We start from the raw sequence: 24889 nt of genomic DNA on the forward strand, positions 1-24889 counted from the left end.
GACCATGAAATCATTGCTATATTTTTTATGCGGGCTGCTGTTGTTGACGGCCTGTAAAAGAAACCGGGATGAAGGGATGGACATACCGCCTTCCATCACTTCTTTCTGGCCTAACAGCGGAAAGGCCGGTACTATCGTTACCATTAACGGCGCCGGTTTTAACCGGAAAGACAATGAAGTGACGTTTAACGGGACGGCAGCGACCGTGCTGGACGTAAACGACACGGTAATGACCGTACTGGCGCCGGCCAGTGGCAATAGTGGTAAACTGTCTGTTAAAACCAATGGCAAAGAGCTGGAAGCGGGTACTTATACTTATCAGGACCTGAGTGTACGTGGCGTCAGTCCGCTTAATGGTCCTGCCGGTACCAACGTAGTGATTTTGGGAGAAGGTTTCAGCAGCATCAATGCGCCGGTCAAGGTGCTGGTCAACGGAAAGGAGGCCACCATCACATCCGTGAACGACACCACGTTGATAGCTTCCGTGCCTGTATCTGCCGGCAGCGGCACCATCAAAGTGATGGTAGATGGAAAAGAGGTGAACGGTCCCGCGTTCCTGTTCCAGAATATCAGCAAAATCAAGCCACTGAAAGGGGGTAAGGGCACGCAAGTGACGATCACCGGTGAAGGCTTTAACGCGGTGGCGGCCAACAACGCTATCGCGTTCAATGGAAAAGCCGGTACCGTGATCAGCGCCACGACTACACAATTGGTGGTGGCCACACCGGATGATGTGGCCACCGGCCCGCTGACGGTTACCATCAACGGGCAAAAAACTGTCGGCCCCGTGTTTACGGTGATCCCTCCTCCGGTACTGGCAACAGTAGCGCCTTTGAGCGGTCCTGCCGGAAAAGAAGTGACCATCACCGGAGCTAACTTCAGCAGTGAAATTGATGAAAACAATGTGATGTTTAATGGCATTGCCGGCGTTGTAAAGCAGGCCACTGACAAGGAGTTGCTGGTAACTATCCCGGTGGGTGCCGGAACGGGCAATATGAAAGTATGGGTCAACGGGCAGGAAACAGGCGGTCCTCAGTTCAAGGAACAGAACCTTGGCGTAGCAAGCCTTTCGCCCGACAACGGGCTGGCCGGTACAACCGTTACCGTTGCCGGTATAGGCTTCAGCACTAACCCTGCGGACAACATTGTGACGTTTAATGGCGTGCCTGCCACCGTGCTGAGCGCTACTGCCACTACGCTCGAAGTGACAGCACCGGCCACGGTTTCCACTGGTACCGTCAACGTGAAGGTGAACAGCCTGGATGCTATCGGGCCCGTATTCAGACATGCCGGTGTGATGACGTTAGCCGGCGGTCCCGGTACAGGTATGTTTGTAGGCACTACCGGATTAACGGGCGACCGGAACGGCAATCTGTATTTCCTGCAGGGGCAGCAGGTGCAGAAACTTTCGCCTGACGGTACCGTGAGCACCTATACCGGGGGCACCGTCAGCGCCCATCAGGACGGCCCGCTGGCCACAGCGCTCTTTCAGAATCCGCGAACTATCACTGCGGATATCTATGACAATATTTATGTGTTGGAAGGTATCGGTCAGCGGAATTATGTCCGTAAAATCACGCCAGCCGGTAATGTAACTACTGTGCTGACAATACTCGATAACCTGTCCGGCGCATTGGCAGTGGACAACAATGGGGCTATCTACGTGGGTAAGATGTACCAGGGGGTGTATAAAAGCGAAAGCAATGGCTCACTGACCAAGTTCAGTTCTTTCCCCCATACTGTTCCGGACAAGATGGCGCTGGACGCATTGGGCAACCTGTACTACGCAGGCGGTGACTATAACAACCCATTCATCGTGGTGGCGCCTGCATCAGGAACGAGCAGGTATTTGTGCGGCAGTGTTTTTGAAACCGGGTTTGTCGATGGCAATGGGCCCGTGGCACGCCTCGGCAGCCCGCTGTGTACAGTCCTTGACCCTTCCACCGGCAATATCTTTTTTGTGGATAACATGAACATGTGTATCCGGTATGTTACCCCGTCCGGTACGGTTAAAACAGTAACCGGCGCCGGTGGTACTTTTGACTCCTTCAAAGCAGGGTACAAAGACGGTACACTCACGGAAGCCTTGTTCAAAAACATGAACGGTATCCATGTGGACAGAAGCGGCAACATTTATGTGCTGGACCAGTACAACAATGCTGTCAGAAAAATATTCATGAAATAAAGGGGGATTGTTAAGCATAAGCGCCCTGTTGCCTGATGGCAGCAGGGCTTTTTTATTTTTTACACCGTTTACACCTGGTTAACGTTTGGACAAATCCGAAAGATTATTTTTGCTGCGCTTATCCTTCTGTTCAGTGGTGCATTACATATGTGTTAGGTACCATTGGTTATAAATCAGGTTTTTATTGGCATTTCACTTTTTAAGCAGATAATTTATTAACTTTGAACTTAACTTAAAAGTGAAGTATTTTAATTGCCGGTTGGTTGAATGGCTGACCGGGCCTCAAATGGTTGCGTTTACTTTTTTTGTCAATGATGACACAATGAGCGAAACGGAGAAGTTTTATTCCAGGTTTGATGGAAGCGATTTTAGTGACAGTCTTGGAATTATAACGACTGTTCTGGAAGAATTTGCGACTTATGGAGCATGGGAAGGCCGCTTTCGCCCGGAGGGGCCCATCCACGCGATTCCAACGAGAGAATCGGATATCAGATTGTACTGTATACGATTGAACAATAATTGTATCATATTAGGAAATGGAGGAATAAAATCCTCTCAAAAAATTTCTGATAGTCCCGATTGTTTACCTCATTGGAGGTTATTAAAGAAATTTGAACAGGCCTTTAGAGAGAAGATAAGGTGGGGAGAGCTAGGATATGACAGGTATAACAGACTTATACCGAAGATAGGAGGAGATCTGATAATAACATTTGAGGGCCTATAAAAACAAATCAGTTATGGAAAAAAGAAGTCCCATATTTGACAAGGTCAGTAAAAGTACTCCCCCTGAACTTAAACGAAAAGTAGTTCTATCCTTTGCTATCAGTCAACGGATTCTGGAGATATTGGAGTACAGAGGCATTTCGCAGGCGGAATTAGCCAGAATGCTCAGTAAGTCAGAATCTGAAATCAGTAAATGGATGTCGGGCGTTCATAACTTTACCAGCGAAACGATCGCTAAAATAGAAGTGGCCCTTGATGAAGATATATTAACCATTGCGCAGGGGTTCAGGCACAAGCCACTTGCTGTGAAGAAGAGGAAGTAATTTCCAAACAATTCCACTTCCCGGCTGTTAACCTATCATAAAACGTTACTGTATGAAACACATTATTCTCCTGTTGCTGCTGTGGGGTGCCGGCATGACTGCTGTCCATTCACAGGACAAAGAGCTGAAACCATTTCCCAAAGCCTGGAAAGGCGTAGAGCGCTATGTGATCCAATTGCGAGCCAAAGATGCAGAAGACAATTACCAGGTGGAAATTATGGCTGGTAAAACCATGAAGGTGGATTGTAACCACCATGGACTGATCGGCAGCTGGGCCGCCAAAGATGTAAAAGGCTGGGGCTACACTTATTATCAGTACACCTCTGCCGGTAAGGTAAGATCTACCTTGATGGCCTGTCCTGATAAAACATTGCAGGACAAATTTATTGCCGACACCAAACTGGTACGCTACAACAGCAAACTGCCAATTGTAGTGTACGTGCCTAAAGGTTTCTCTGTAAAGTATAAAATCTGGGAAAGAGGCAACCAGGAGATGGATGCTGAAATCAAATAAGTATCTGTATTTAAAAAGCGAGGGGAGAGCACATTATGTGATCTCCCCTCGCTTTTTTATGAAGACTATTTTACCTCCACCGGTGCTGTCCGGGGAGATACCCCATTTTCATTGATAGCCTCAATGCTGTAATAGTAGGGCAGCTCTTTGTCCATCCCTTTGAAGGTATAGTCATTGGCATTATGCACCATGATGCAGTTGTACAATTTGTCAGGTGCAACGCCAAAGTAGATATTATAGGCGTAGGCATTATCTACCGGTTGCCACTTGATCCAGGCGCTGCGTTTATCCTTTTCCGTTCGAAGCACCACGAATGATTTTACGGAATCAGGAATGGGACCGTTGCCCTTACCGAACACACGCAGTCCGCTGACAGCGAACTTGCCACCAGGCATGTGAACGTTGACCAGCTTGATGTACCGGGCTTTTACCGGGTGAGGAAGCTCCACATAATCATGAGGCACATCGGTGCGGTTGTTGCTTTTGTCGACAAGCGTCTGCCATTTTTTTCCATCCTGTGAATAATAGATCAGATACTGGTGGTAGATGTCTGTCTGTTTGCCCAGAAAGGGGGCATCCTGATCGGCATAGTTGATTTGCACGGCGTGAACGGTGCTGACTTCTCCGAGATCACTTTGCAGCCATTCGCCTTTGTTGCCGGTGGCGGCGCTCCAGTAGGTTTTGATGTTTTCATCTACGGCGTTGTTGGCGAGATAGCCGCCCAGCGTGGACGAAACGGTTACCGGTTTGTTGTAATTGAGCAACATCCATCCGGTAAAGGTGTGACTGTCGGTGTCAAAGGAACGGGTGTTGCTGCCTCTGTTGAGATAATGCGGGTAGTCACCGAAGGCGGTGTTGCAATACATCACATCATCTTTATCAAAGCCGGCAGGCCAGAAACCGAGCCTTCTTTCAAAACTGTTTTTTACAGAGATAACCATAGTGGAGACGTGCCACCAGTTGCCTTTGTTGTCCTGAAAAGTGCTGCCATGGCCTGCGCCACGGGCAAAGCCACCGGGCTTGAAGGAAAATGGGTTGTGGGCCTGAGGTGTAAAGGGACCTAACGGATTATCGGCTACTACCACGCCGTCGGCATAACCGCTGAACTCCGTGCCGGGGGCGCCGTATTGCAGGTAATATTTTCCGTTATGTTTCGTCATCCAGGCGCCTTCGATGAAAGGATCGAGGAAGGTATTGTCCATGTATTCTCCGAACCGCTGCCAGCCATAGCGTTGGTCTTCCAGGAGATACAGCTCTTTACGGGCACCTTTCAATTGTAAAGTCTTACGGTCCACTTCTCCGCCGTACACCGGATAGCGGTTGCTGCTGCCGTTGTATTGGTACAGTTTTCCATCATCATCCAGGAAAAAAGCAGGGTCCCATCCACCTGCCTGAAAAGAATCTACGGCTTCTTTCCACTGGTTGCCTTTAGGGTCGGTGCTCATCCAGATGGGAAAATTGCTGCTATAGGTGGAGCCGAATACCATCATGGTGTCGCCCATGACCCATACGGCGGGTGCGCAGAGCTCATCATATACTTTGTGCCATGGCTTCAGAAATTTACGTGATACGAAATGCCACTGGCTCAGGTCCGGGCTCCACCAGTAACCCCACTGATTGGTGGAGAAGAGGTAATAATCGCCTTTGTAGTTGACAATCACCGGATCTGCGGTGGCCCTGTGTTTGCCCCATTCAGTGAAGTTGGGAATGGGACAGTAGCCATAGTCCACATTAACAGGATTGCAGTAGGTGGTTTGTTGTGCGTAGGCTGATTGTAACAGCAGGCATGACAGCAGCGTTGTCAGTATACGTGGTAAATTCAGCATGACTTATTATTTCAGATGTGGACTGGTGAACTCCAGTTTCTTTAATCCCGCTTGTACTTCCGGGCAACTCATAAACAGCTTCCATAATAATCCGCTGCGGTAGTTTTCGATCATGCCTACGATAGGGCCCTGATCGATGGCGAGATGAGAGGTGGCGTACCATTGCTGCGTTTCATTGTAGGCATCGGTAAAGCCGTATTCGCTCCAGATCTTATTGCCCAGCTGATAGTAGAAATGTTTAAGCGCCTGCATGGAATATTCCGGTGTATAAGGGAAGGCAGACAATGCGGCGGTAGGCGTTATGGTGCCATGATCATTTTCGGGAGAATGGGCATCGTAGCCGTTGTACGTATCGCTGGCGGTAAGTCCCCACGCGTTGGAGCCATAGCCTTTGAAGCCTTTCGGGTTTTGCACACAATACTCGCGGTTAATGAGCGTATGGTTTTTATTCTGTTCCCAGTAGTCGGCATAGCGGTCTTTTAATCCATGCGGATCGAGGCCCAGGAAAGAGTAGTGTGTAAAGAACAGCGGTCCGCCGTAATCCATTCCCAATGGCAGTTTGATGCCGAAGTAGGTACGGTCGTTGCGGAAATAGTAGTTGTTGGCCCATCCGTGATGGTACACGGACGCTGGTATGGCATAGGTAGGAGAGGAGGCAGAGAGGATGTAGGTGATCAGACATTCGTTGTAGCCCCTGATTTCATGGTTCATGCTCCAGCCGTTGTTGGGGCTCCAGTGCCAATACAGCACGTTGCGTCCGTCCTGGGTGTACCAGTTCCATTCCGCTTCTCTCCAGGTCCAGTTGATTTTGTTGCGCAGCTCTTCTTCTTTGGGCGTGTCACGGTTGAAGTATTGGCGGGCGGTGAGCAGTCCTTCAAAGAGGAAGGATGTTTCTACTATGTCGCCGCCATCGTCTTTGCGGCTGAACGGAATTGTTTTGCCGGTAGCGCCGTTGAGCCAGTGGGGGAAGATGCCGTGGTAATGATCAGCTTTACGGAGGAAGTTAATTATTTTGAGCATTCTGTCTACGGCTGCTTCGCGGGTGATCCAGCCTCTTTCCGTGGCCACTACGATGGCCATGACACCGAAGCCGGTGCCGCCGGTGGTCACTACCTCATCACCATAGTCGAATGATTTGTTGCTGCGTTCGCGTGCCATACCGGAAACCGGATGGGCGAAATCCCAGAAATAACGGAACGTTTGTTTTTGAACAAGGTCCAGCAGTGCGCTGTCGCTCAGGTTTTGCCGGATCTGCAGATCGGCTTTAATGGACGGTTGTTTTACCTGTGCCTGCCCGCCAAAGGCGAGCAGGCATATCAGGCATATGATCGTTGATGTGATTTGTTTCATGGCATGGTTTCGCTAACGATTAGTAACCCGGGTTCTGCGTCAGTTTGTTGACGCTGAGGTCGATCTCCACCTGTGGAATAGGCATCAGTTCATTTTTGCCTGCTTTGAAGCCCAGCGGTCCGAATATCTGTGGCGCTCTTCCCTGGCGGATCACATCAAAGAAGCGGTCGCGCTCCATGGCCAGTTCTATCTGTCTTTCGTGCCAGATAGCGAGGCGGAGCTGTGCCTGGTCGGTGGTGGTCACATCGGGCAGGATGGCGTTGTTGCCGGCGCGTGCACGGGCTCTTACAGCGTTGAGGGAGCTGAGCGCCTGACCACTGTTGCCTAATTCGTTGGCAGCTTCGGCGTTCATCAGCAGTACTTCTGCATAACGGATCACGCGTACGTTCTGGTCGGCGCCTTCGTTATAGCCCGATACCCACTGGGTGAAAGGCACATATGATTTGTAATTAAAGCGGCGATTGATGCCTACGTTTTTAACACTGTCGCCTTCAGCGGTGATGGTGCCTCTGAACAGGATGGTGGCGTTTTTACGCGGATCTCCGGGCTCATAGGCGTCTACCAGCGCCTGCGTAGGAGTGTTAAAGCCCCATCCGCCACCGGGCTGGCTCTTAACGCCCTGTATCTGAGAATACTGAGAGTTCGAGGCGTCTTTGTTACCGATGATGGTCTGACATTGTATTTCAAAAATGGATTCCACGGAGTTCTCGTTCGGAATGCGGAACAGTTTCTCGTAGTTGGGGAAAAGGCTGTAACCCAGGCCCATTACCTGATTGGTGTAGGTAAACACGTCCTGCCATTTTTTCTGGTACATGGCCACCTTAGCGTGTAAGGCCAGGGCAGCGCCTTTGGTGGCACGACCAAGATCGGTGGCGCCGTAGCTGGGCGGTAATACGGCTGCAGCTTCTGTCAGGTCTTTTTCGATGGCTGCCCACACGTCCGCTTTGGGAGTACGTGGCAGGTTATATTCTTCCGGACCTTTCGGGGTATGTAGCCTAAGTGGAATATCGCCATAGGCGCGCACCAGCCGGAAGTAGGCATAGGCACGTACAAATTTGGCTTCTGCCAGGTAACGGTTTTTCAGGGCATCGTCCATGTCGATCTTGGGCACGCTGTCCAGTACCTGGTTGCAGAGGTTAACTTCCTGGTATTGTCCTTTCCAGAAGTCAGCCACCTGGCCATCAGAGGCAGTTACTGTAAAGTTATCGAAGTTGCTCAGAAAGCTGGCGTCGTTGGGATCGCTGCCTTTCTCTGTTTCTTCGGAGCCCAGGTCTTCCACGGCCAACGCTGCAAAGGCTACCTGGCGCCACTCATGAAGGTTGGCGTACATGGCATTAACAGCTTTGGTGGCATCGGCTTCCGTTTTCCAGAATACTTCTGCCGGTTGTTGTCCTTGGGGTGGCACATCCAGAAAACTTTTTCCGCAGCCGGCGGTAATGGCCAGCAGCACTGGTAATGCAAAGCTGGCAATACGTTTTATATATAGTGTGTGATTTCTTTTCATGGTCATCGTCTTTAAATTAGAAGGTCACGTTTACACCGAAATTGTAGGTGGCATACAGGGGATAAACACTCTTGTCGATACCTTGACTGGTGGGGACACCACCAATTTCAGGCGAGAAGCCACGGTAGCGGAAGAAGTTGAACGCGTTTTGGGCGCTTGCAAAGAAGCGCAGGTTCTGCATGCCCCAGCGGTTGGCGATGGCTTTAGCCATTGTGTAGCCCAGTTGTATATTTCGGATACGGAAGTAAGAACCACTTTCCACAAAGAAGGTGTTGGGCAGGTAGTTCTGTCCGCCGCCTACGTTGGCAGAAGGGTAGGTGTTGGAAGTACCTTCGCCATGCCAGCGGTTATCAAAAAACTCTTTGGTAAAGTTTTCGTTGCCATAACGTAAGGCGATGTTGGCATTGTATACGTCAATACCGGCAACACCCTGGAATTCCACGGCCAGGTCGAAGTTTTTATAATTGAAGCTGGTATTGATGCCGTAGGTGTATTTAGGATTCGGATTACCGATAGGTACACGGTCTTTGCCATCTATTATACCATCGTTGTTGATATCGCGATACCTGAAATCACCTGGTTTGGCTGATTTTTGCGCGGAAGCAGCTACTTCTGCTGCATTCTGGAAAACACCGTCTACCTGGTAACCAAAGTACTGGCCAATGGGCTGGCCCACGATGGTACGGGTAAGCAGGCCACCGCTGGTAGATGCGTCACCACCGCCATAGATGGGGTAGTCTGTATTGCTGACTTCCAGTACTTTGTTGTTGTTGATGCTGAAGTTACCGCCAATGGAATAACCAAAACCGCTTTCTGTCTGATCTTTCCAGTTTGCTGCAAACTCCCAGCCCTGGTTACGGAACGTAGCCTGGTTGGCGGTCATCTTGGAATCCTGCGTACCCAGCGACATGAGTATCGGTACATCGAAAATGGCCGACAGTGTTTTTTTGTTATAGAAGCCGGCTTCTACATACAATCTGTTTTTTAACACGCTGGCTTCAATGGCCGCATCAATGCCTTCAGATTTTTCCCAGAAGAGGGCAGGAGGGACCAGTGACGTGACGCTTGCGCCGGTATAAACACCGCCACCGAAGATGGCTGTCAGATAAGGTAATTGATTGATCCGCTGTATGGAGAGGGAAGGCGGAACGGAAGCGTTGCCCACCTGGCCCCAGCTGCCACGCAGTTTCAGGTTGTCGAAAATACCGGTGTTTTTAATGAATGGCTCTTCACTAAGTACCCAGCCTAAGCCTACAGAAGGGAAGTAGCCCCACTGGTCGCCCGGAGAAAACTGTGAGGCGCCGTCAGCACGGATAGAGGCTGTCAGCAGGTATTTATCTTTATACGCATAGTTTACGCGGCCAAAGTAGGAAGCAATGTTGATCAGTTCACCTTCGTCGGTCACGGAACGGCCGTCGGTATTGCCCAGGCGCAGGTATTTAGTGCCTTCGTTGTTATTGGGCACATTATCTGCGCTGGCAATCAGTTTGTAAAACCGGCGCTGTTGCGCTGCCTGGCCCAGCAAGACTTTCAGGTTGTGATCACCGAATTTGTTGTCATAGGTAAGGGTGTTTTCCACAATCCAGTTCTGGCGACTGGCGGTGGTGCGGGTCAGTTTGCTCACTTTGTTGAACTGGTTGGTAGTGGCCCAATATTGTGGTGTATAGTTCCGGATGATACTATCACCATATTCGCCGCCTACACTGCTGTGAAAAACAAAATGTTTGGCAAAACGCAGGTCTGCATATACGTTACCGGTGATCATGCGCCGTTTGGTGGTTTGGTCGTAGAAGTCCAGGGATGCCTGAGGGTTTTTGCCTGCACCGGTACCGAGGTTCAGTTTATCGGGATCTCCATAGGAGCCATCCGGATTAAACACCGGTACAATTGGGGCGGAAGTATACAGCTGCAGAAAGTAAGCATCCGGAATATCGTTGCTGTTGTAAGCTGCCGCAGTAACGGAGTAGCCTATTTTCAATGGTTCAAACACCTGAAAATCATTTTGCAGGCGCGCTGTGATGCGGGAGAAATCATTGGTTTTGATCAAACCATCCTGTTTCATATAACTCAGGGAAAAATTATAGCTGGATTTCTCCGTACCACCATTGATAGATAACTGATGGTTGGTGGTGAAGGCATTGCGCATCTCCTGTTTAAACCAGTCAGTGCCGGCACCATAAGCGTTAGGATCAAGGCGGAGCGAGTTACCGTTAATAGTGCTCAGTTCGTTGATGATGGTTGCATATTCGTTGCCATTGGCCATTTTCACTTTGTTAGTGGCACGTTGCATGCCTACGTAACCGGTATAGTTGACGCTGGTTTTGCCTGCACGTCCTTTTTTGGTAGTGATCAGCACCACGCCGTTGGCTGCCCGCATACCGTAGATAGCCTCACTGGAGGCGTCTTTCAGGATGCTCATGTTTTCGATGTCGCCGGGATTGAGGAAACTGATGTCATCATACCATACACCATCTACCACATACAGCGGACTGGGAGAGCCATATACCGTGCCCGTACCACGAATTTTGATGGTGGGCACGCCGCCGGGTTTGCCGTCGTTGACAATCTGCACACCGGCTACTTTGCCTTGCAGGCCGCTCATGGCGTTGGTGACAGGCTGTTTGTTGATTTCGTCTCCTTTTACCTGGGAGATGGAACCGGTGATATCGACTTTACGTTGTACGCCGTAACCAACAACCACTACCTGCTGCATCTGGCTCACGGATTCTTCCAGTGTGATGTCCAGCTGCTGACGGTTGCTCACCGGCACTTCCTGTGAAGTGAAGCCGATAAAGCTTGCCACCAGGGTGGCATTGTCTGGCGCGGTGATGGTATAGGAGCCATCGGGGCCGCTCACGGTGCCTTTGGAGGTCCCTTTTATGGTGATGGTAGCGCCGGGGATGGGCGAACCATCTTTCTTGCTGGTGACTTTACCGGTGATTTTTATCTCCTGTGACATGATCACCACGAGATTGTTTTCCACCAGTTTGTACCGCAGGGAAGTGCCGGCGAAGAGCGTACTCATTACCGCGTCTAGCCCGGAATTGGTGACGTCTACATTAACTTTTTTTCTGATTTCGGTCAAGGCATTATTGTACAGAAAACGGTAGTTACCCTGCTGTTCAATACTACTCAACACCTGTGAGATCTCCGCTTTTTTGAGCTTGAGGGTGATGGTAGCCTGCCCCTTAACGGCGGCGGATACCTGGAGAAAACACGCCAGTAATAATAACGTGGTGAGTTTCATAATAACAAGTGCTTTTTTCAGGGCATAGGAATACCTGTCCCTAAATTTTAGCGATATTTTCATACTTTTAAATCTAGAGGTGAAAGTGATGGAAGCTTGCGGCTTGGCGTGTCGGCAAGTTTCCTGATAAGGCTGAATCTTCGGCGGGAAATGTTAGCGCATTTCCCGTTTTGGTTTTGGTTGGATCACGAGCTGTTAATTAAATGTGTGTTCATAACGTTGTCAAATTATTCAGTGGATAATGATGGTGTCGTTCTGTATCTCATAACGGAAAGCGGCTGTCAGCTGTAGCGCGCTCAGCGCCTGCTGCACGGTTTCCTGCTCAAATATGCCGGTAAAGCGAAGTTGCTGCAACTGTGGATTGTCGAACCGTACTTTTACCCCAAAAAACCGTTCCATCTGTTGGGCCAGTTCCGTAAACGATTCATCTTTAAATACCAGCTTGTTGTCCATCCAGGATGTTTCTGTAATGGCAGTGGTTTGTGCTGCGTAATAAGAAACATGGCTGAGCGTGACCGTTGTTTCTGCTTTGGCTGTCTGCACTTTGGCGGAGCGGGCAACAGCGGGCAACTGGTTCAGTACCACGATTTTTTCGCTGGGCTTAAGAATGATCCGGGTGGCGTTGTGCTTTACAATGGCTTCTATGCTACCAGTAATCAGAGAGGCTTCCGTGGTTTTGTCTTCCGGGTACGACCGTACGTTGAAACGGGTGCCCAGTACACGGATGTCCATCGTTTCCGTATGAATAACTAATGGATGGTCTGCTTGTTTGGCCACATCAAAAAAAGCTTCTCCGGAGAGTGTTACGCTCCGGTCACCTTTACCAAAATCTTTGCTATAGGAGAGTTTGCTTCCTGCGTTTAGCCATACCCGTGTTCCGTCCGCCAGTTGAATGCTGGTACGCGAACCGTTGCGGGTGGTCACCTCGCTGGTTATGGCGTTGCTGTTTTTTTTAGCAGATGTCCACCACCAGGCGGCCATACAAAGCAGGACGCCGGTAGAGATGGCGGCGGCCCACAGGTAGGGGCGGCGGGACCGTATGGCGGTAAGTAGTGTGGGTGTTTCGGTGGGAACATGGCCAATCGGGATGCCCATGGCCTGCATCCGGCTGATATGCCGGTCGTGTGCAGCCATAGCTGAGTCCTCACTGGTGGCTGCTGCCGTTTTCTGCCACAGCTCATCTACCAGGCCCGCCGGCAGCTCTGTGTCAGGATTGTCACGCAGCAGCGCCGACAGCTCCTGCAGTTCATCCGCAGTAGCTTCGTTCGCCAGTTTGCGCGCCATCAGTTCCCAAATACGTCTCGTGTTCATAACGTGAAATAAGATGCTCTTCCTACAGGATCTCTTTTTTCACTAAATCTACCAAAGGGAAATAAAAAAAAATTAAGGCTGTAACCGCTGCGGTTTTTTCAGGGAGGTATTGATCGCGCGGGCAATTCTGGCAAGGGCGATGGCCAGTTGATTGTCGATGGTTTTAACGGAGATGTCCAGGATTTCCGCGATCTCTTTGTAGCGGAGACCGTCTTCTTTAATTAGTTTGAAGATGATTTTGCAGCGGGGCGGGAGATCGCTCACTGCCTGTTCAAACTTTGCCAGCAGCTCGGCGCTGATCAGCTGCTCTTCAGGGTTGTAATGCGGGCTTTCCATGTCCAGCTCCAGCTCATCCAGGGAAAGCGCGTTTTTCTTTTGCTGCTGCAGTAGGTATTTAAGGGCCACGTTTTTGGTGCTCACGTACAGGTACACCCGCAGATTGTTGACTTCCGTCAACCGCCGGCGGCCCTGCCATATATTAATAAATACGTCGGATACTACTTCTTCTGCGATTTGTGCCGAGCGGACAAAAGAACCGGCAAATTGTACCAGCGGCTCATAGAAATGCAGGAACAGCTCTTTGTAGGCTGATTCGTCGTCGTGTAAGCTGATACGGCGCTGCAATTCCTGTATGTTATTGGCCGGGAGCATCGTGGCATAAGCTGCTATGCGGCCAAGATAAGTTAAAAATCAATACCAGCCCTCAATAAACTCATTGTTCCCCTTTGGGAGATATACGGTACGCGCATCTTCTGGCGCCCGACAAAAGGTGGTCCACCCGCTTTACTTCCGCTCCTTCACCCATCACCTCACGGAATGTTTCCAGCTCGGCCGAGCAGAAACCCTGGCAAACCTCCGCAGCCACGCAGATAGGGCAGTGGTGCTCTATCAGCATATACCCATCTTCGTCTTTTTCCCAGGTGGCCATATATCCCTCAGCGTCCCGCGTCTCGGCCAGTTTGTTGATTTTGCCTTCCAGCGTGCTCTCGCTTCCGGTGACTTGCAGATACTTGTCCAGCCCCGCTTTTTTGCTGTTATTGATGACCGCCTGCAGCGCTTCCGGCCCCAGCGTGTCCCTGATGGTGTTGATCAGGCGCACCGTCAGTTCCGCATGTGAGTCAGGGAAACGGCTGTTCCCCTTCTGGGTCAGTGACCATATCTGCTGTGGCCTGCCCCTTCCTTTAGATACGTTGGATGCTTCCACCAGCCCTTCGCTGCTCAGTTTCAGGAGTTGAAAACGTGCGCCCTCCACTGTTATGTTCAGGGCTTCGGCGACTACTGTCAGAGGCTGAGGCCCCCTGGTCTTCAATATCCACAACGCTCTTTCGTTCTCCTGTAAAATATTATTCATAATAAACAAAGTGTTTATTTGGTTTATTCACAAATTTACTATTTTTGCATCAGATAAACAATTCAATGGCCGGAAATCCGCTCCTGTACTGACAAGGCGTGGGTAACCAGCCTTCACTCCCATGCCCATACAAGACTGGCAAGCAACACTGCTGCAGCTCTGCTGCTGCGGAATGGCATCGCTATGCTTTTATGCGCCGGAGCATCATAAAAACATGATAACATGCAACGAACATTAACTTTCCCCGCTGCTGCCCTAGTGGCACTTTCTGTTTTGACAGCCTGCAGCAGCGGCCATACTGAAGCCGGTTATGGCAATGAACCGCAGCCTTACCCCGTACTGACGCTCCATGCATCGGAAACGGCCATTCATACGGACTATCCCGCTACTGTACGCGGTCAGCAGAACATAGAAATAAGGCCGAAAGTAGACGGTTATGTGGCCCAAATACTGGTAGACGAAGGCGCCACCGTTAAAAAAGGGCAGCTTCTCTTTAAAATAAATGCGCCTCAATATGAACAGGAAGTGCTCACCGCCCAGGCGGCCATCAAAAGCGCCGAAGCGGCTGTCAACACCGCCCGCATGCAGGTACGTAAAGTAACGCCGCTGGTGAAAAAAGAAATCGTCAGCAACTACGAGCTGGAAGCTGCTGAACTGGCGCTGCAAGCCCGCGAAGCGGAACTCGCCCAGACTAAGGCCAGCCTGCAAAACGCACGCGTCAATCTCGGCTACACCACCATCTACAGTCCGGCCGACGGCGTGATCGGCACCCTGCCTTATAAAATCGGCAGCCTCGTGGCGCCTAACAGCGATCAACCGCTCACCATTCTTTCTGACATCGCCAATGTGCACGTGTATTTTTCTTTCACGGAAAAACAACTGCTGGACCTCGCCGGTACAGATGCCAACACAACACTGGACGCTAAGCTGAAACAACTGCCACCGGTGCAACTGGTGCTTGCTAACGGTAACGAATACACGGAAAAGGGAAAAGTGGAAACTACCGGTGGCCTTATCAATAATGCCACCGGTGCTATCAGCATGCGTGCGGTCTTCTCCAACAAGGCAGGCCTCATCCGCAGCGGCAGCAGCGCTACCATCCGCATTGTTCAGCCAGTCAGCAACGCGCTCATGGTCCCGGCTAAAGCAACATATGAAATGCAGGGCAAAAAATTTGTCTTTACTGTAGACGTCGCCGGCACTGCCCGCTCCCGGGAAATCACAGTGAGCGACCGCTCCTCCGGCGACGCCTATATCGTCAGCAACGGCCTGCAGGCCGGCGACAAGATCATCACCGATGGCATCGGCTCCCTGAAAGACGGGACGAAAATAAAACCGGTGGCCGCTGCTATGGCTACGCGTTAATCATCGCCCCGCGGATTTATTACAAACGGTACCGGCTACACGCTGGTACCGGTAGCTACTGCTTTGTCCTTTTAAAAAAGATCGTATGCTTAAAAAATTTATCGATAACCCGGTACTGTCTACCGTTATCTCCATTATCATCGTGATATTGGGCGTGCTGGGGCTCGTCTCCCTGCCCATCTCACAATATCCTGAAATAGCACCGCCTACTGTGGAAGTGACGGCCAATTACCAGGGCGCCAACGCAGACGTGGTGATGAAAAGTGTGATCATCCCGCTGGAAGAACAGATCAATGGCGTGGAACATATGACCTATATGACCTCCAAGGCGAGCAACGACGGCTCGGCGGTGATCACGGTCAACTTCAAACAAGGCACAGACCCAGACCTGGCGGCGGTAAACGTGCAGAACAGAGTGGCCAAGGCCACCGGCCTGATGCCGGCGGAAGTCATCAAAACCGGTATCACCACCACAAAAAAACTGAACAGTGAAGTGTACGGCTTCCTGCTTTACAGCGAAAACAAATCATATGATGAAAACTTCCTGGACAACTATTTCCGTATCAACATCCTCCCCGAACTGAAAAGAATCTCCGGCGTGGGCGACGTACAGGTATGGAGCGACCAGGCTTATTCCATGCGCATCTGGCTCCGCCCCGATGTAATGGCTTCCTATGGCCTGGTGCCCGATGACGTGGTGGCCGCGCTCGCGGAACAGAACATCGAAGCGGCTCCCGGCAAGCTGGGAGAGAACAGTAAAAAAACGTTCCAGTACGTATTGAAATATACCGGTCGCCTTGAAAAACCGGAACAGTTTGAAAACATAGTCATCCGCGCTACGGCCAACGGGCAGCTGCTTCGCCTCAAAGACGTGGCCGATGTGGAGCTGGGCGCTTTCAACTACGCTACTGACCTCACCTCGCAAGGCTACCCTTCTTCCGGCGGCGCCGTGAGCCAGACGGCCGGCTCTAATGCCCATGAGGTGATCCAACAGGTGGAGAAAGTACTGGAAAAAGCAAAAGCCAATTTCCCTCCGGGCATGAAACTGGCTGTTTTCATCAACGCCAACGATTTTCTGGACGCCTCCATCGCCAAGCTGATACAGACCATCTTCGAAGCGTTTATCCTCGTGTTCATCGTGGTGTTTATCTTTTTGCAGGATTTCCGTTCCACGTTGATACCGGCCATCGCAGTGCCGGTGGCCATTATCGGGACTTTCTTCTTTCTTAAGATATTCGGTTTTACGCTTAACCTCCTCACGCTGTTTGCATTGGTGCTGGCTATCGGTATCGTGGTGGACGATGCCATTGTAGTGGTGGAAGCGGTACACGCCAAGCTGGACCAGGGCGCGCGTTCGGCACGCAAAGCCACGATGCATGCCATGAGTGAAATCAGCACCGCCATCGTGTCTATCACGCTTATCATGTCAGCGGTGTTTGTACCGGTGACGTTCATCACCGGTTCTGCGGGCGTATTTTACAAGCAGTTTGGCCTTACCCTGGCGGTGGCCATTCTTATTTCCGCTGTCAACGCGCTGACGCTCAGCCCCGCGCTGTGCGCCATCCTGCTGAAGCCGCACGACAAACACGGCCACGTGAAGAAAAGCCTGTTACAGCGTTTTTACGACGCTTTTAACGCTGGTTTTAATGTGGTAACGGCAAGGTATATACGCATTGTAAAATTACTGATCGCACGCAAGTGGCTGGCGCTGGGAGCTATCGCCGTATTCGCCGGCATCCTGGTGTTCCTCCTGAGGACCACGCCCACCGGCTTTGTGCCCAATGAAGATTCCGGCGCCATCTACGGCGATATTATCCTGCCACCGGCATCCACGCTGGAACAAACCACCCGGATAGCTGACCAGGTAGACAGCATCGCGCGGGCCATGCCGGAAGTAGCGGTGACCTCCCGCCTGGCAGGCATGAACCTCATCAGCGGTTTCGGTGGTTCGTACGGCGCCATGTTCATCGCCCTGAAGCCCTGGAAAGAAAGGACCAAACCAGGACAGGATATCAACAGCCTTGTCGGAAAACTATTTGCGCAAACAGCCGGTATCAAGGGCGCGCAGATCATCTTCTTTGCAGCGCCCACCCTGCAGGGCTTTGGTAATAGCAGCGGTTTTGAAATGCAGCTGCTGGACAGGACCGGCGGCAGCTATAAAGACTTCGGCAATACCGTGGATAAATTCATGGAAGCGCTGAACAAACGTCCGGAGATTATGTACGCCGCTACGCCGTTCAATACCAATCTGCCGCAGTACGAAGTGCAGGTGGACGTGGCGCATTGCAAGGAAGCCGGTGTGGACGTGGGCGGACTGCTGCGTACCCTCCAGGGATACCTTGGCGGCATCTATGCATCTGACTTCAACCGTTTCGGCAAACAGTATAAAGTCATGCTGCAAACCAATCCCCGCTACCGTGCAGAAGAAGCGGACCTCAACAAAATATTCGTCCGTAACAACAAGGGTGAAATGGCTCCGGTATCTGCTTTCCTGACGTTACGGAAAACCAGCGGTCCTGAGTTCATCAACCGTTTTAACCTGTATACCTCCGCTGCCGTAACAGGCGCTCCCAATAAAGGCTACAGCTCCGGTGATGCTATTAAGGCATTCCGCGAGGTGGCCGCCAGCACGTTGCCGAGAGGCACGGACTTTGACTTCAGCGCGCTTACCAGGGAGGAAATTTCCAGCGGCAGCCAGACGTTGCTCATCTTCGTACTATGCCTGTTGTTTGTGTATTTCCTGCTGAGCGCCCAATACAGAAGTTATATCCTGCCTTTCGCCGTGTTGCTGTCATTGCCTATTGGACTGGCCGGTGCGTTTGCCTTTGCCCGTTTGGCCGGACTGGACAACAACATATTCCTTCAAATCAGTCTTATTATGTTGATAGGGCTGCTGGCCAAAAATGCGATCCTGATAGTGGAGTTCTCCATACAGCGCCGCAGGAGCGGGTTAAGCCTGGTACGCGCTGCCATATCCGGTGCGTCGGCCCGTTTACGGCCCATCCTTATGACATCATTCGCTTTCATTTTCGGACTGTTGCCCCTTATGCTGGCTTCCGGCGTAGGTGCGCTGAGCAACCGCTCCATCGGTACGGCAGCTGTCGGCGGTATGCTGATCGGCACTGTGTTCGGCGTGTTTGTAATACCGGCGCTCTTCGTCATGTTCCAGGCATTACAGGAGCGCATCGGTGGTGCCCCTCATCTGAAACTGGAAGAGCAGGAAGAGGAACTGGAAGAAATGGCCGTTTAATTTTTGAGCAATAAAAAAGTAACAATGATACACAAGAGATATATCTGGCTGCTGGCACTCGTGACGCTGGCGGCCGCCTGCGGGATCACCAAACCTTACCGGTCACCGGAGGTGGACACTAAAGATCTGTTCCGCGGTACACAAGGCAGCGATACCAATACTATTGCAGCAAGGCCCTGGCAGAGCTTTTTTACCGATACGCTGTTGCAGCAGCTGATTGCCCGCGGTATCCGCGAAAACCTCGATTTACGTATAGCCATGCAGCGCATAGTGGCCGCGCAGGCAGCACTGAAGCAAAGTAAGCTGGCCTTCTTTCCTGACGTAAATGCCAACGCCTCTGTTAAACAAAGCCGGCTGGCCTTCCCGCAGGGATATGGCCTTATCAACAGCGCCACGCAGTATGATGTGAACGTGGCCGCCAGCTGGGAAGCAGACATATGGGGTAAGCTGCGCAGCGGCAAAAGAGCGGCGCAGGCGGCATTGCTGGGCACCGTGGCCGCGCAACAGGCCGTACAGAGCAGCCTGGTAGCAGATATCGCGGCGTCTTACTATTTATTGCTGGCACTGGACCAGCAACTGCTGGTACTGCAACAAACACTGGCCTACAGGGGAGAAGATGTGAGCAGTATGAAAGAGCTGAAAGCTGCCGGCGTGGTGAACGGCGCTGCGGTAGTACAAAGCGAAGCTAACCAATACGCCGCCGCGGTGGCTATCCCCGATGTTAAAAGACAGATCCGGGAAACAGAAAACGCCCTTTCGATATTACTGGCGCTGCCGCCGGGCCCTGTTGCCCGTGGCAGTATCACCACGCAACAGCTGCCACAGGACCTGTCCACAGGTGTTCCGGCGCAGCTGCTGCAATACCGCCCTGATGTAAAAGCAGCGGAATACGCCTTCCGCAACGCCTTTGAAAATACCAACGTTGCCCGTACGGCCTTTTATCCATCGCTGAATATCACCGCAGGCGGCTTTACCAGCTTCGACTTCAGTCAGTGGTTCACCGATGCCGGCCTGTTTGGCAACGTGGTGGGCGGATTAACGCAGCCCATCTTTAACCGTGGCCTGAACAAAGCCAGGCTAACCACCGCACAGGCCAGGCAACAGGAGGCCCTGTACAACTTCAGCAAAACCATGCTGACAGCCGGAAAAGAAGTGTCGGACGCCCTCTACTCGCTGACGTCCGCTTCCGAGAAAAAAGAAAGCCGGGAAAAACAACTGGCATCTCTTGAAAAAGCGGTGGACTTCACCAAAGAATTACTGCGCTATAGTTCCAGCACCAACTACACAGACGTGCTGACTTCAGAACAGAATTTATTGAGCGCACAGATAGGAAGTATCAATGATCAGTTGCAACAATGGCAGGCGGTGATCGCCTTATACCGCGCCCTTGGCGGTAAGTAGTACCATAAAGGCCGGCACAGGGATTATAGCAAAGATGAACAGCGTTACCAGTGAATGTTTTTTGAATGATATCAGACAGGTTATTCCGCTATAATCCCTGTGCCGGTTTTTATCACAGTTCCAGTTTTTTCTTCCCTTTCCAGATAAACCACGACAGGTGGTCTATTTCATAAGACTCCAGTTCAAGGGACCTGACATAGCTTTTCAGCTGTTCCATATTTTCCGGCGTTTCCAGCGCTTTTAATTCCTTAATAGGTTTGATATCCTGTGCGCACCGCAGTACGTCCACGATGGTGGGAATAGTGCCGGCGTTTATGCCGTGCTGTTGTATGAACTGCACGAGGAAATGATTTTGTACAGACTGATGTTCATCATCTACCGTATCGAGGTACTGTTGCAGCAACGGGAAATAACGGGCGTCAGCCAGCGCCAGTCCGAATACGGCGTAGGTGCCGGGCCGCGCGCATTGTTCCGCTTCCACGTCTTCGTACCATTCATACTCATGGCGGATGGCCAGTTGTGCATATTTTTCCAGTTGCGGGAAAAGTGCAGGGTATTGCAGCGCGTTGGCGAAGAAACGTTGTGTGGCGGATTTGCCCAGGCCTTTAATGGGAAGCAGGTTTTTTGCTTTGGACTTGCACTTGATTTCGTAGCTCGGTGGAAAGCCTTTCTCCAACAGGTGACAGATAAAGTCCAGCGCCTTGCCGTAGGCCGTTTCGGTCTCGTTTTTAAAGTTGATTTCGAAGGTGGCGAATACGTCGTTGGCCGTGCAGGTCACGTCCGCGTCCTTGTATTGGATGTCGGCATCGCTGAAGGTGCCGCTGCCTTTTTTCAGGACCTGGGCGGCTTTGGCGCTGCCCAGGTCTTTTGCTTTTTCGATAAAGCCAACGCCGGTGCTGCGGCTGTAGTTAGGCTCAAAGCGGATGATGCTCACACCGGCATACACCAGCAGGTCCAGCAGGTTGTCCGGCGGCGCGGACCTTTCATGGCTTTCCTTTAACGCAAATTCCGGTAGTCCCCAGGCGGGTTTATGAACATTGTAAAAGACCGGCAAAAATATATCTTCAGCCCATCTCCGCAGGGAGTAGGTAATATGGTGCTGATGTTGTTGCTGGGATTCCTTCTTGTGTTTATTGAGTGTTCTGATTTTCTCAAAAATGGCGATGACGCCCGGTACATCTGTCTCCGGGTATAATACCGGGTTGATCAGGTGTTTGGCCAGGAAAAAGGTTTCCAGTTCTTTGGTAGGATATTGTCCCTCATGGATTTTTTGGGTGAGATATTGATCGATGGCCTGCCGGAGCTTTGTTTTTTTTACCTCGCTGCTGGTCCTCAATACCGGCAGCTGGTAGAATTTATCGTCTATCCTGAATTTACCATCTATCTCAAACTGATAGTCGAGTATCGGGTTGTCGTCGTAGGAGAGATACAGCGCGGTAAGTTTCTCCTGTAACAATGGCAGCAGTTGATCGATCTCTTCTTTGGTAAGCGGCGCATTGGGGAAATCAGTGCCTTCATATTTCACATCGGGGCGGTCACTGCCGCCGTCGTCCATAAAACAGTGTACCTGGCCTTTGTAGTAAAAAAAGCGGGCATAATCGTGTACGCCTGCCTGTAAGGTGGTGCGTTTGACAATACTGACAGCGTCTTTTGAAGCGTTTATTTTTTGCAGCAGTTGACTGGTGGCGGTCGTAATATCGTTGACAATCGTTTCGAAACGGTTCTCCATGCGGGTTAATTTGAATGACAATGTTGAATCGGCGGCAAATTAGCGAAAAATAGCGAAATAAGGGTTGCATAAGGGGAGGGGTTTTCGTATCTTTACAACTGCTCAAAAAAGCCATGCACGGCAGCGGATACAGCATGAATCTCAGTTTTCTGTAACAATATATGAATAGTTTCCACCACATCTGTTAACAGCAGGTGCAGGGGATTTTTTGGGGTGCCACTGGAAAAAAACGATGCAAGAGATATGAATGTGAACAATCAACAACAGCGGCCTTCTTTCGGGGAAGCGCTAGGGTTCTGGTTTAAACTGGGATGGATCAGTTGTGGCGGTACGGCAGGGCATATTGCCATTATGCATGAATACCTGGTGGACCGCAAGAAATGGATCAGTAACAGCCGCTTTCTGCATGCGCTCAACCATTGTATGATATTGCCCGGGCCGGAAGCACAGCAGCTGGCCACCTATGTGGGCTGGCAGTTACATGGTAAAAAAGGCGGACTGGCCGCGGGAATATTGTTTGTGTTACCCTCCATGTTTATCCTGCTGGCGTTGAGCATGATGTATGTGATATATGGTAACGTGCCCTGGATTTACGCCATGTTTAATGGCCTGAAGCCTGCAGTGGTAGCCATTATTATATTGGCCATGATAAGGGTGGGGCAGAAGGCATTGCACACGCCGCTGCACTATGTGCTGGCGGCAGCAGCCTTTATAGGCATATTCTGGTTCAATTTGTCCCTGCTGGCGATCATTGCCGGTACTATCGGCATAGCGGTGCTGGTGCGCTATATACGGCCTTCGCTGGTGGAAAAGGACGGTCGTGAGGAAGAAGCAATGGTGGCTGAAGAGCAGGGGTATTACCTCAACAGATATACGAAATCGCCGGCCACCGGGAATGTGATGCTGCGCCTCTGCAAACAGACAGGCGTGGCGCTGTTGTTGTGGATATTGCCTTTTGCGCTTTTTTTCTGGCTGGCGGAAGATTTCCGGTTCTGGAAAGGCATGGTGCTTTTCTTCACGCAAACGGCTTTTGTGACGGTGGGAGGCTCTTATACGGTGCTGCCTTATGTGGCGCAGTTCAGTGTGGGGAAGCTCAACTGGTTAAGCAATATGCAGATGATAGATGGTTTCGCCCTTGCAGAAACCACGCCGGGGCCGCTCATCATCGTATTGTCCTATGTGGGTTTTATGGCGGGCTATAATCATTTTGGCGGATCATTGTGGATGGGCACTCTCGGATTGCTGACCACCACCTTTTATACTTTCCTGCCTTGTTTCCTGTTCATTTTCGCCGGCGCGCCGCTGATCGGGAAAACACAGGAGAACAAATCGATTGCCGGCGTATTGGGCTTCGTGTCCGCTGCGGTCACAGGGGTGATCCTGAACCTGACGCTCTTCCTGGGGAAAGATGTGCTGTTCCCCGGTGGGGTAACATTCGGCAACCTGGATTATTCCGCTTTGTGCTGGATGTTGTTATCGCTTTTTCTGTTGATACGGTACCGGCTAAACGTAGTTTACCTGATTGGCATGAGCCTGTGTTTCGGCGGACTTCATTACCTCTTGGCCAAATAAAATATCCTGATATTTATCAGTTGGGCGTGTACCGGTAACACCTACATTTGCGGTATAATCCTGTCGTATGTTACTACCTGCTGTGGTGGCGGCCACCATCTTCGTAATTATTTCCGCTATACATTTTTACTGGGCTTTCGGCGGCCGTTGGGGCATAGGAAAAGTGGTGCCAGTCAATACTGCCGGAGAGCCAATGTTAAACCCCGGTGCTGCGGGCACTTTTGTCGTGGCGTTCGGGTTGCTGTTTTTTGCGCTGGTGCTGACTGCCAATACCGGTGTTTTTGACCAGCTGGTAAACCGTACCGTGGTGATATGGGCCACCAGGGGCATCGCTGCCATCTTTGCCTTGCGGGCCATCGGCGATTTTAAATATGTGGGCCTTTTCCGCAAGGTAAAAACAACGCCGTTCGCCCGTAAGGACATGCTGCTGTTTACGCCATTGTGTATCGTATTGTGTGTGCTGTGCCTGCTGGCGACGAGGCCATAGGCGGTTTCCGTTTAACGATAGTGAGATGTATGGGGCCTGTGTTGACAGGGCTTTCAAGGCGATGGAAGAGGTACAACGGGCCCGTTGTATTTTCCGTTTTTATTTTTGCGGCAGCGGTGCGAGCGCTGAGCCAAGCTCCTGCAACAGCTGGACTGTTTCTGTCAGCAGGTCGGCGATGAGCAGGGCCGGTAGTTCCGCGATACTGATGATGACGGCGACGATACTAAAGTTGTACATGGTAGAATTTACGGTAATAGGCAAATTTTTGGGCCATATCTTTCCTGGTTTCCGGAAGACCTTCCATAGCCAGTTTTTTGAACCAGGTGAGCACCGTTTCGCTGAACTGGCCAAACCCCTGCGATTGGCTGATGGCATCCGTGAGCTGTGTGGTGGCGGCATCGTCCTGCTGCCAGTAGAGTGCTATCGCCTGACACAGACCGGTGGTTAATGCAGGGTCGTAGCATTTCTTCAGGCAACGCGCTGTTGCGGCAGCCCTGTCGGGGTAATTCATCAACATAAAAAACAGAAAATGTTTAAGGCTGGTCACGTCAGCAGCGGTCAACAGCAGCGCCGACAGATCAGGCCGGTGCGCCAGTTTCGCTGACCCGGCAGGATCTTCATACTTATTCAAGGCATGTCTTTCCAGTAATGCCGCCAGATCGGTGAGTGCAGGCGTGGCCTGTACCGGTGCCGCCTGACAGTCGGACATTAATTGTTCGAGTAGTATTTGCATAAACTGATTTATTACGGT

General features: G+C 51.1%; 19 protein-coding genes. 9 read left to right on the forward strand and 10 right to left on the reverse strand.

The genetic code is table 11. The features are described from left to right. Nucleotides 1-4: 4 nt before the first annotated feature. The 4 genes from ACTJJS_RS07760 (at nt 5) to eco (ending at nt 3745) form a co-directional block, all read left to right on the forward strand. The gene (locus ACTJJS_RS07760) at nt 5-2185 is read left to right on the forward strand and encodes an IPT/TIG domain-containing protein (protein WP_440663189.1); all 2181 of its coding nucleotides are present in this window, start codon (nt 5-7) and stop codon (nt 2183-2185) included. Nucleotides 2186-2507: 322 nt separating this feature from the next. Beyond that, the gene (locus ACTJJS_RS07765; protein ID WP_440663190.1) at nt 2508-2909 is read left to right on the forward strand and encodes a hypothetical protein; all 402 of its coding nucleotides are present in this window, start codon (nt 2508-2510) and stop codon (nt 2907-2909) included. A 13-nt stretch (nt 2910-2922) separates the two neighbouring features. Then, on the forward strand, nt 2923-3231 hold the full coding sequence (locus ACTJJS_RS07770; RefSeq protein WP_343743913.1) for a helix-turn-helix domain-containing protein: 309 nt from the start codon (nt 2923-2925) through the stop codon (nt 3229-3231). Between the two features lie 52 nt (nt 3232-3283). Beyond that, nucleotides 3284-3745, forward strand: a complete 462-nt coding sequence (gene eco, locus ACTJJS_RS07775) for a serine protease inhibitor ecotin (RefSeq protein WP_440663191.1) — start codon at nt 3284-3286, stop codon at nt 3743-3745. A 65-nt stretch (nt 3746-3810) separates the two neighbouring features. Here the strand turns inward: eco and ACTJJS_RS07780 are convergent, their stop codons facing one another. From ACTJJS_RS07780 to ACTJJS_RS07810, 7 genes are all read right to left on the reverse strand, one after another. Next, entirely contained in the window at nt 3811-5571 is a 1761-nt protein-coding gene (locus ACTJJS_RS07780; protein ID WP_440663192.1) for a family 43 glycosylhydrolase, read from the reverse strand. A gap of 6 nt (nt 5572-5577) precedes the next feature. After that, on the reverse strand, nt 5578-6921 hold the full coding sequence (locus ACTJJS_RS07785; RefSeq protein ID WP_440663193.1) for a glucoamylase family protein: 1344 nt from the start codon (nt 6919-6921) through the stop codon (nt 5578-5580). A 19-nt stretch (nt 6922-6940) separates the two neighbouring features. Next, complete coding sequence (locus ACTJJS_RS07790; RefSeq protein WP_440663194.1) at nt 6941-8425, reverse strand: RagB/SusD family nutrient uptake outer membrane protein; 1485 nt, start codon at nt 8423-8425, stop codon at nt 6941-6943. 16 nt (nt 8426-8441) lie between these two features. Beyond that, nucleotides 8442-11735 carry a TonB-dependent receptor gene (locus ACTJJS_RS07795; RefSeq protein WP_440663195.1) on the reverse strand — a complete coding sequence of 1098 codons (3294 nt, stop codon included), beginning with the start codon at nt 11733-11735 and terminating at the stop codon, nt 8442-8444. 168 nt (nt 11736-11903) lie between these two features. Continuing rightward, nucleotides 11904-12983 carry a FecR family protein gene (locus ACTJJS_RS07800; RefSeq protein ID WP_440663196.1) on the reverse strand — a complete coding sequence of 360 codons (1080 nt, stop codon included), beginning with the start codon at nt 12981-12983 and terminating at the stop codon, nt 11904-11906. 72 nt (nt 12984-13055) lie between these two features. Then, complete coding sequence (locus tag ACTJJS_RS07805) at nt 13056-13634, reverse strand: RNA polymerase sigma-70 factor (protein ID WP_168872370.1); 579 nt, start codon at nt 13632-13634, stop codon at nt 13056-13058. A 61-nt stretch (nt 13635-13695) separates the two neighbouring features. Continuing rightward, a complete protein-coding gene (locus ACTJJS_RS07810) occupies nt 13696-14334 on the reverse strand; it encodes a helix-turn-helix transcriptional regulator (protein WP_440663197.1) in 639 nt (212 codons plus the stop codon). A gap of 222 nt (nt 14335-14556) precedes the next feature. Here ACTJJS_RS07810 and ACTJJS_RS07815 point away from each other — a divergent pair, with 222 nt between their 5' ends. From ACTJJS_RS07815 to ACTJJS_RS07825, 3 genes are all read left to right on the forward strand, one after another. Next, nucleotides 14557-15699, forward strand: coding sequence for an efflux RND transporter periplasmic adaptor subunit (locus ACTJJS_RS07815; RefSeq protein ID WP_440663198.1), 1143 nt, complete (start codon nt 14557-14559; stop codon nt 15697-15699). Between the two features lie 85 nt (nt 15700-15784). Continuing rightward, a complete protein-coding gene (locus tag ACTJJS_RS07820; RefSeq protein ID WP_440663199.1) occupies nt 15785-18949 on the forward strand; it encodes an efflux RND transporter permease subunit in 3165 nt (1054 codons plus the stop codon). Between the two features lie 24 nt (nt 18950-18973). After that, on the forward strand, nt 18974-20350 hold the full coding sequence (locus ACTJJS_RS07825; RefSeq protein ID WP_440663200.1) for an efflux transporter outer membrane subunit: 1377 nt from the start codon (nt 18974-18976) through the stop codon (nt 20348-20350). Between the two features lie 112 nt (nt 20351-20462). Here the strand turns inward: ACTJJS_RS07825 and ACTJJS_RS07830 are convergent, their stop codons facing one another. Next, nucleotides 20463-22079, reverse strand: a complete 1617-nt coding sequence (locus ACTJJS_RS07830) for a DUF6138 family protein (protein ID WP_440663201.1) — start codon at nt 22077-22079, stop codon at nt 20463-20465. 243 nt (nt 22080-22322) lie between these two features. Between ACTJJS_RS07830 and chrA the strand changes: the two genes are divergently transcribed. After that, the gene (gene chrA, locus ACTJJS_RS07835; RefSeq protein ID WP_440663202.1) at nt 22323-23651 is read left to right on the forward strand and encodes a chromate efflux transporter; all 1329 of its coding nucleotides are present in this window, start codon (nt 22323-22325) and stop codon (nt 23649-23651) included. Between the two features lie 67 nt (nt 23652-23718). Further along, a complete protein-coding gene (locus tag ACTJJS_RS07840) occupies nt 23719-24138 on the forward strand; it encodes a DUF3995 domain-containing protein (protein WP_440663203.1) in 420 nt (139 codons plus the stop codon). 99 nt (nt 24139-24237) lie between these two features. On the opposite strand, the gene ACTJJS_RS07845 is transcribed toward ACTJJS_RS07840, so the two are convergent. Both ACTJJS_RS07845 and ACTJJS_RS07850 read right to left on the reverse strand, forming a co-directional pair. After that, nucleotides 24238-24375 (reverse strand): hypothetical protein, encoded by a 138-nt coding sequence (locus ACTJJS_RS07845; RefSeq protein WP_440663205.1) that lies wholly within the window; start codon nt 24373-24375, stop codon nt 24238-24240. Further along, a complete protein-coding gene (locus ACTJJS_RS07850) occupies nt 24362-24871 on the reverse strand; it encodes a hypothetical protein (protein WP_440663206.1) in 510 nt (169 codons plus the stop codon). The genes ACTJJS_RS07845 and ACTJJS_RS07850 overlap by 14 nt, the downstream gene beginning before the upstream one ends. Between the last annotated feature and the right edge of the window lie 18 nt (nt 24872-24889).

This window comes from Chitinophaga sp. 22308, from assembly GCF_052045305.1.
Lineage (GTDB): Bacteria > Bacteroidota > Bacteroidia > Chitinophagales > Chitinophagaceae > Chitinophaga > Chitinophaga varians_A.

Excerpts from the sequence above, each read along its gene's own strand:
- ACTJJS_RS07760 (WP_440663189.1), top strand. The coding sequence starts at position 5 with ATGAAATCATTGCTATATTTTTTATGCGGGCTGCTGTTGTTGACGGCC.
- ACTJJS_RS07765 (WP_440663190.1), top strand. The coding sequence starts at position 2,508 with ATGAGCGAAACGGAGAAGTTTTATTCCAGGTTTGATGGAAGCGATTTT.
- ACTJJS_RS07770 (WP_343743913.1), top strand. The coding sequence starts at position 2,923 with ATGGAAAAAAGAAGTCCCATATTTGACAAGGTCAGTAAAAGTACTCCC.
- eco (WP_440663191.1), top strand. The coding sequence starts at position 3,284 with ATGAAACACATTATTCTCCTGTTGCTGCTGTGGGGTGCCGGCATGACT.
- ACTJJS_RS07780 (WP_440663192.1), bottom strand. The coding sequence starts at position 5,571 with ATGCTGAATTTACCACGTATACTGACAACGCTGCTGTCATGCCTGCTG.
- ACTJJS_RS07785 (WP_440663193.1), bottom strand. The coding sequence starts at position 6,921 with ATGAAACAAATCACATCAACGATCATATGCCTGATATGCCTGCTCGCC.
- ACTJJS_RS07790 (WP_440663194.1), bottom strand. The coding sequence starts at position 8,425 with ATGAAAAGAAATCACACACTATATATAAAACGTATTGCCAGCTTTGCA.
- ACTJJS_RS07795 (WP_440663195.1), bottom strand. The coding sequence starts at position 11,735 with ATGAAAATATCGCTAAAATTTAGGGACAGGTATTCCTATGCCCTGAAA.
- ACTJJS_RS07800 (WP_440663196.1), bottom strand. The coding sequence starts at position 12,983 with ATGAACACGAGACGTATTTGGGAACTGATGGCGCGCAAACTGGCGAAC.
- ACTJJS_RS07805 (WP_168872370.1), bottom strand. The coding sequence starts at position 13,634 with ATGCTCCCGGCCAATAACATACAGGAATTGCAGCGCCGTATCAGCTTA.
- ACTJJS_RS07810 (WP_440663197.1), bottom strand. The coding sequence starts at position 14,334 with ATGAATAATATTTTACAGGAGAACGAAAGAGCGTTGTGGATATTGAAG.
- ACTJJS_RS07815 (WP_440663198.1), top strand. The coding sequence starts at position 14,557 with ATGCAACGAACATTAACTTTCCCCGCTGCTGCCCTAGTGGCACTTTCT.
- ACTJJS_RS07820 (WP_440663199.1), top strand. The coding sequence starts at position 15,785 with ATGCTTAAAAAATTTATCGATAACCCGGTACTGTCTACCGTTATCTCC.
- ACTJJS_RS07825 (WP_440663200.1), top strand. The coding sequence starts at position 18,974 with ATGATACACAAGAGATATATCTGGCTGCTGGCACTCGTGACGCTGGCG.
- ACTJJS_RS07830 (WP_440663201.1), bottom strand. The coding sequence starts at position 22,079 with ATGGAGAACCGTTTCGAAACGATTGTCAACGATATTACGACCGCCACC.
- chrA (WP_440663202.1), top strand. The coding sequence starts at position 22,323 with ATGAATGTGAACAATCAACAACAGCGGCCTTCTTTCGGGGAAGCGCTA.
- ACTJJS_RS07840 (WP_440663203.1), top strand. The coding sequence starts at position 23,719 with ATGTTACTACCTGCTGTGGTGGCGGCCACCATCTTCGTAATTATTTCC.
- ACTJJS_RS07845 (WP_440663205.1), bottom strand. The coding sequence starts at position 24,375 with ATGTACAACTTTAGTATCGTCGCCGTCATCATCAGTATCGCGGAACTA.
- ACTJJS_RS07850 (WP_440663206.1), bottom strand. The coding sequence starts at position 24,871 with ATGCAAATACTACTCGAACAATTAATGTCCGACTGTCAGGCGGCACCG.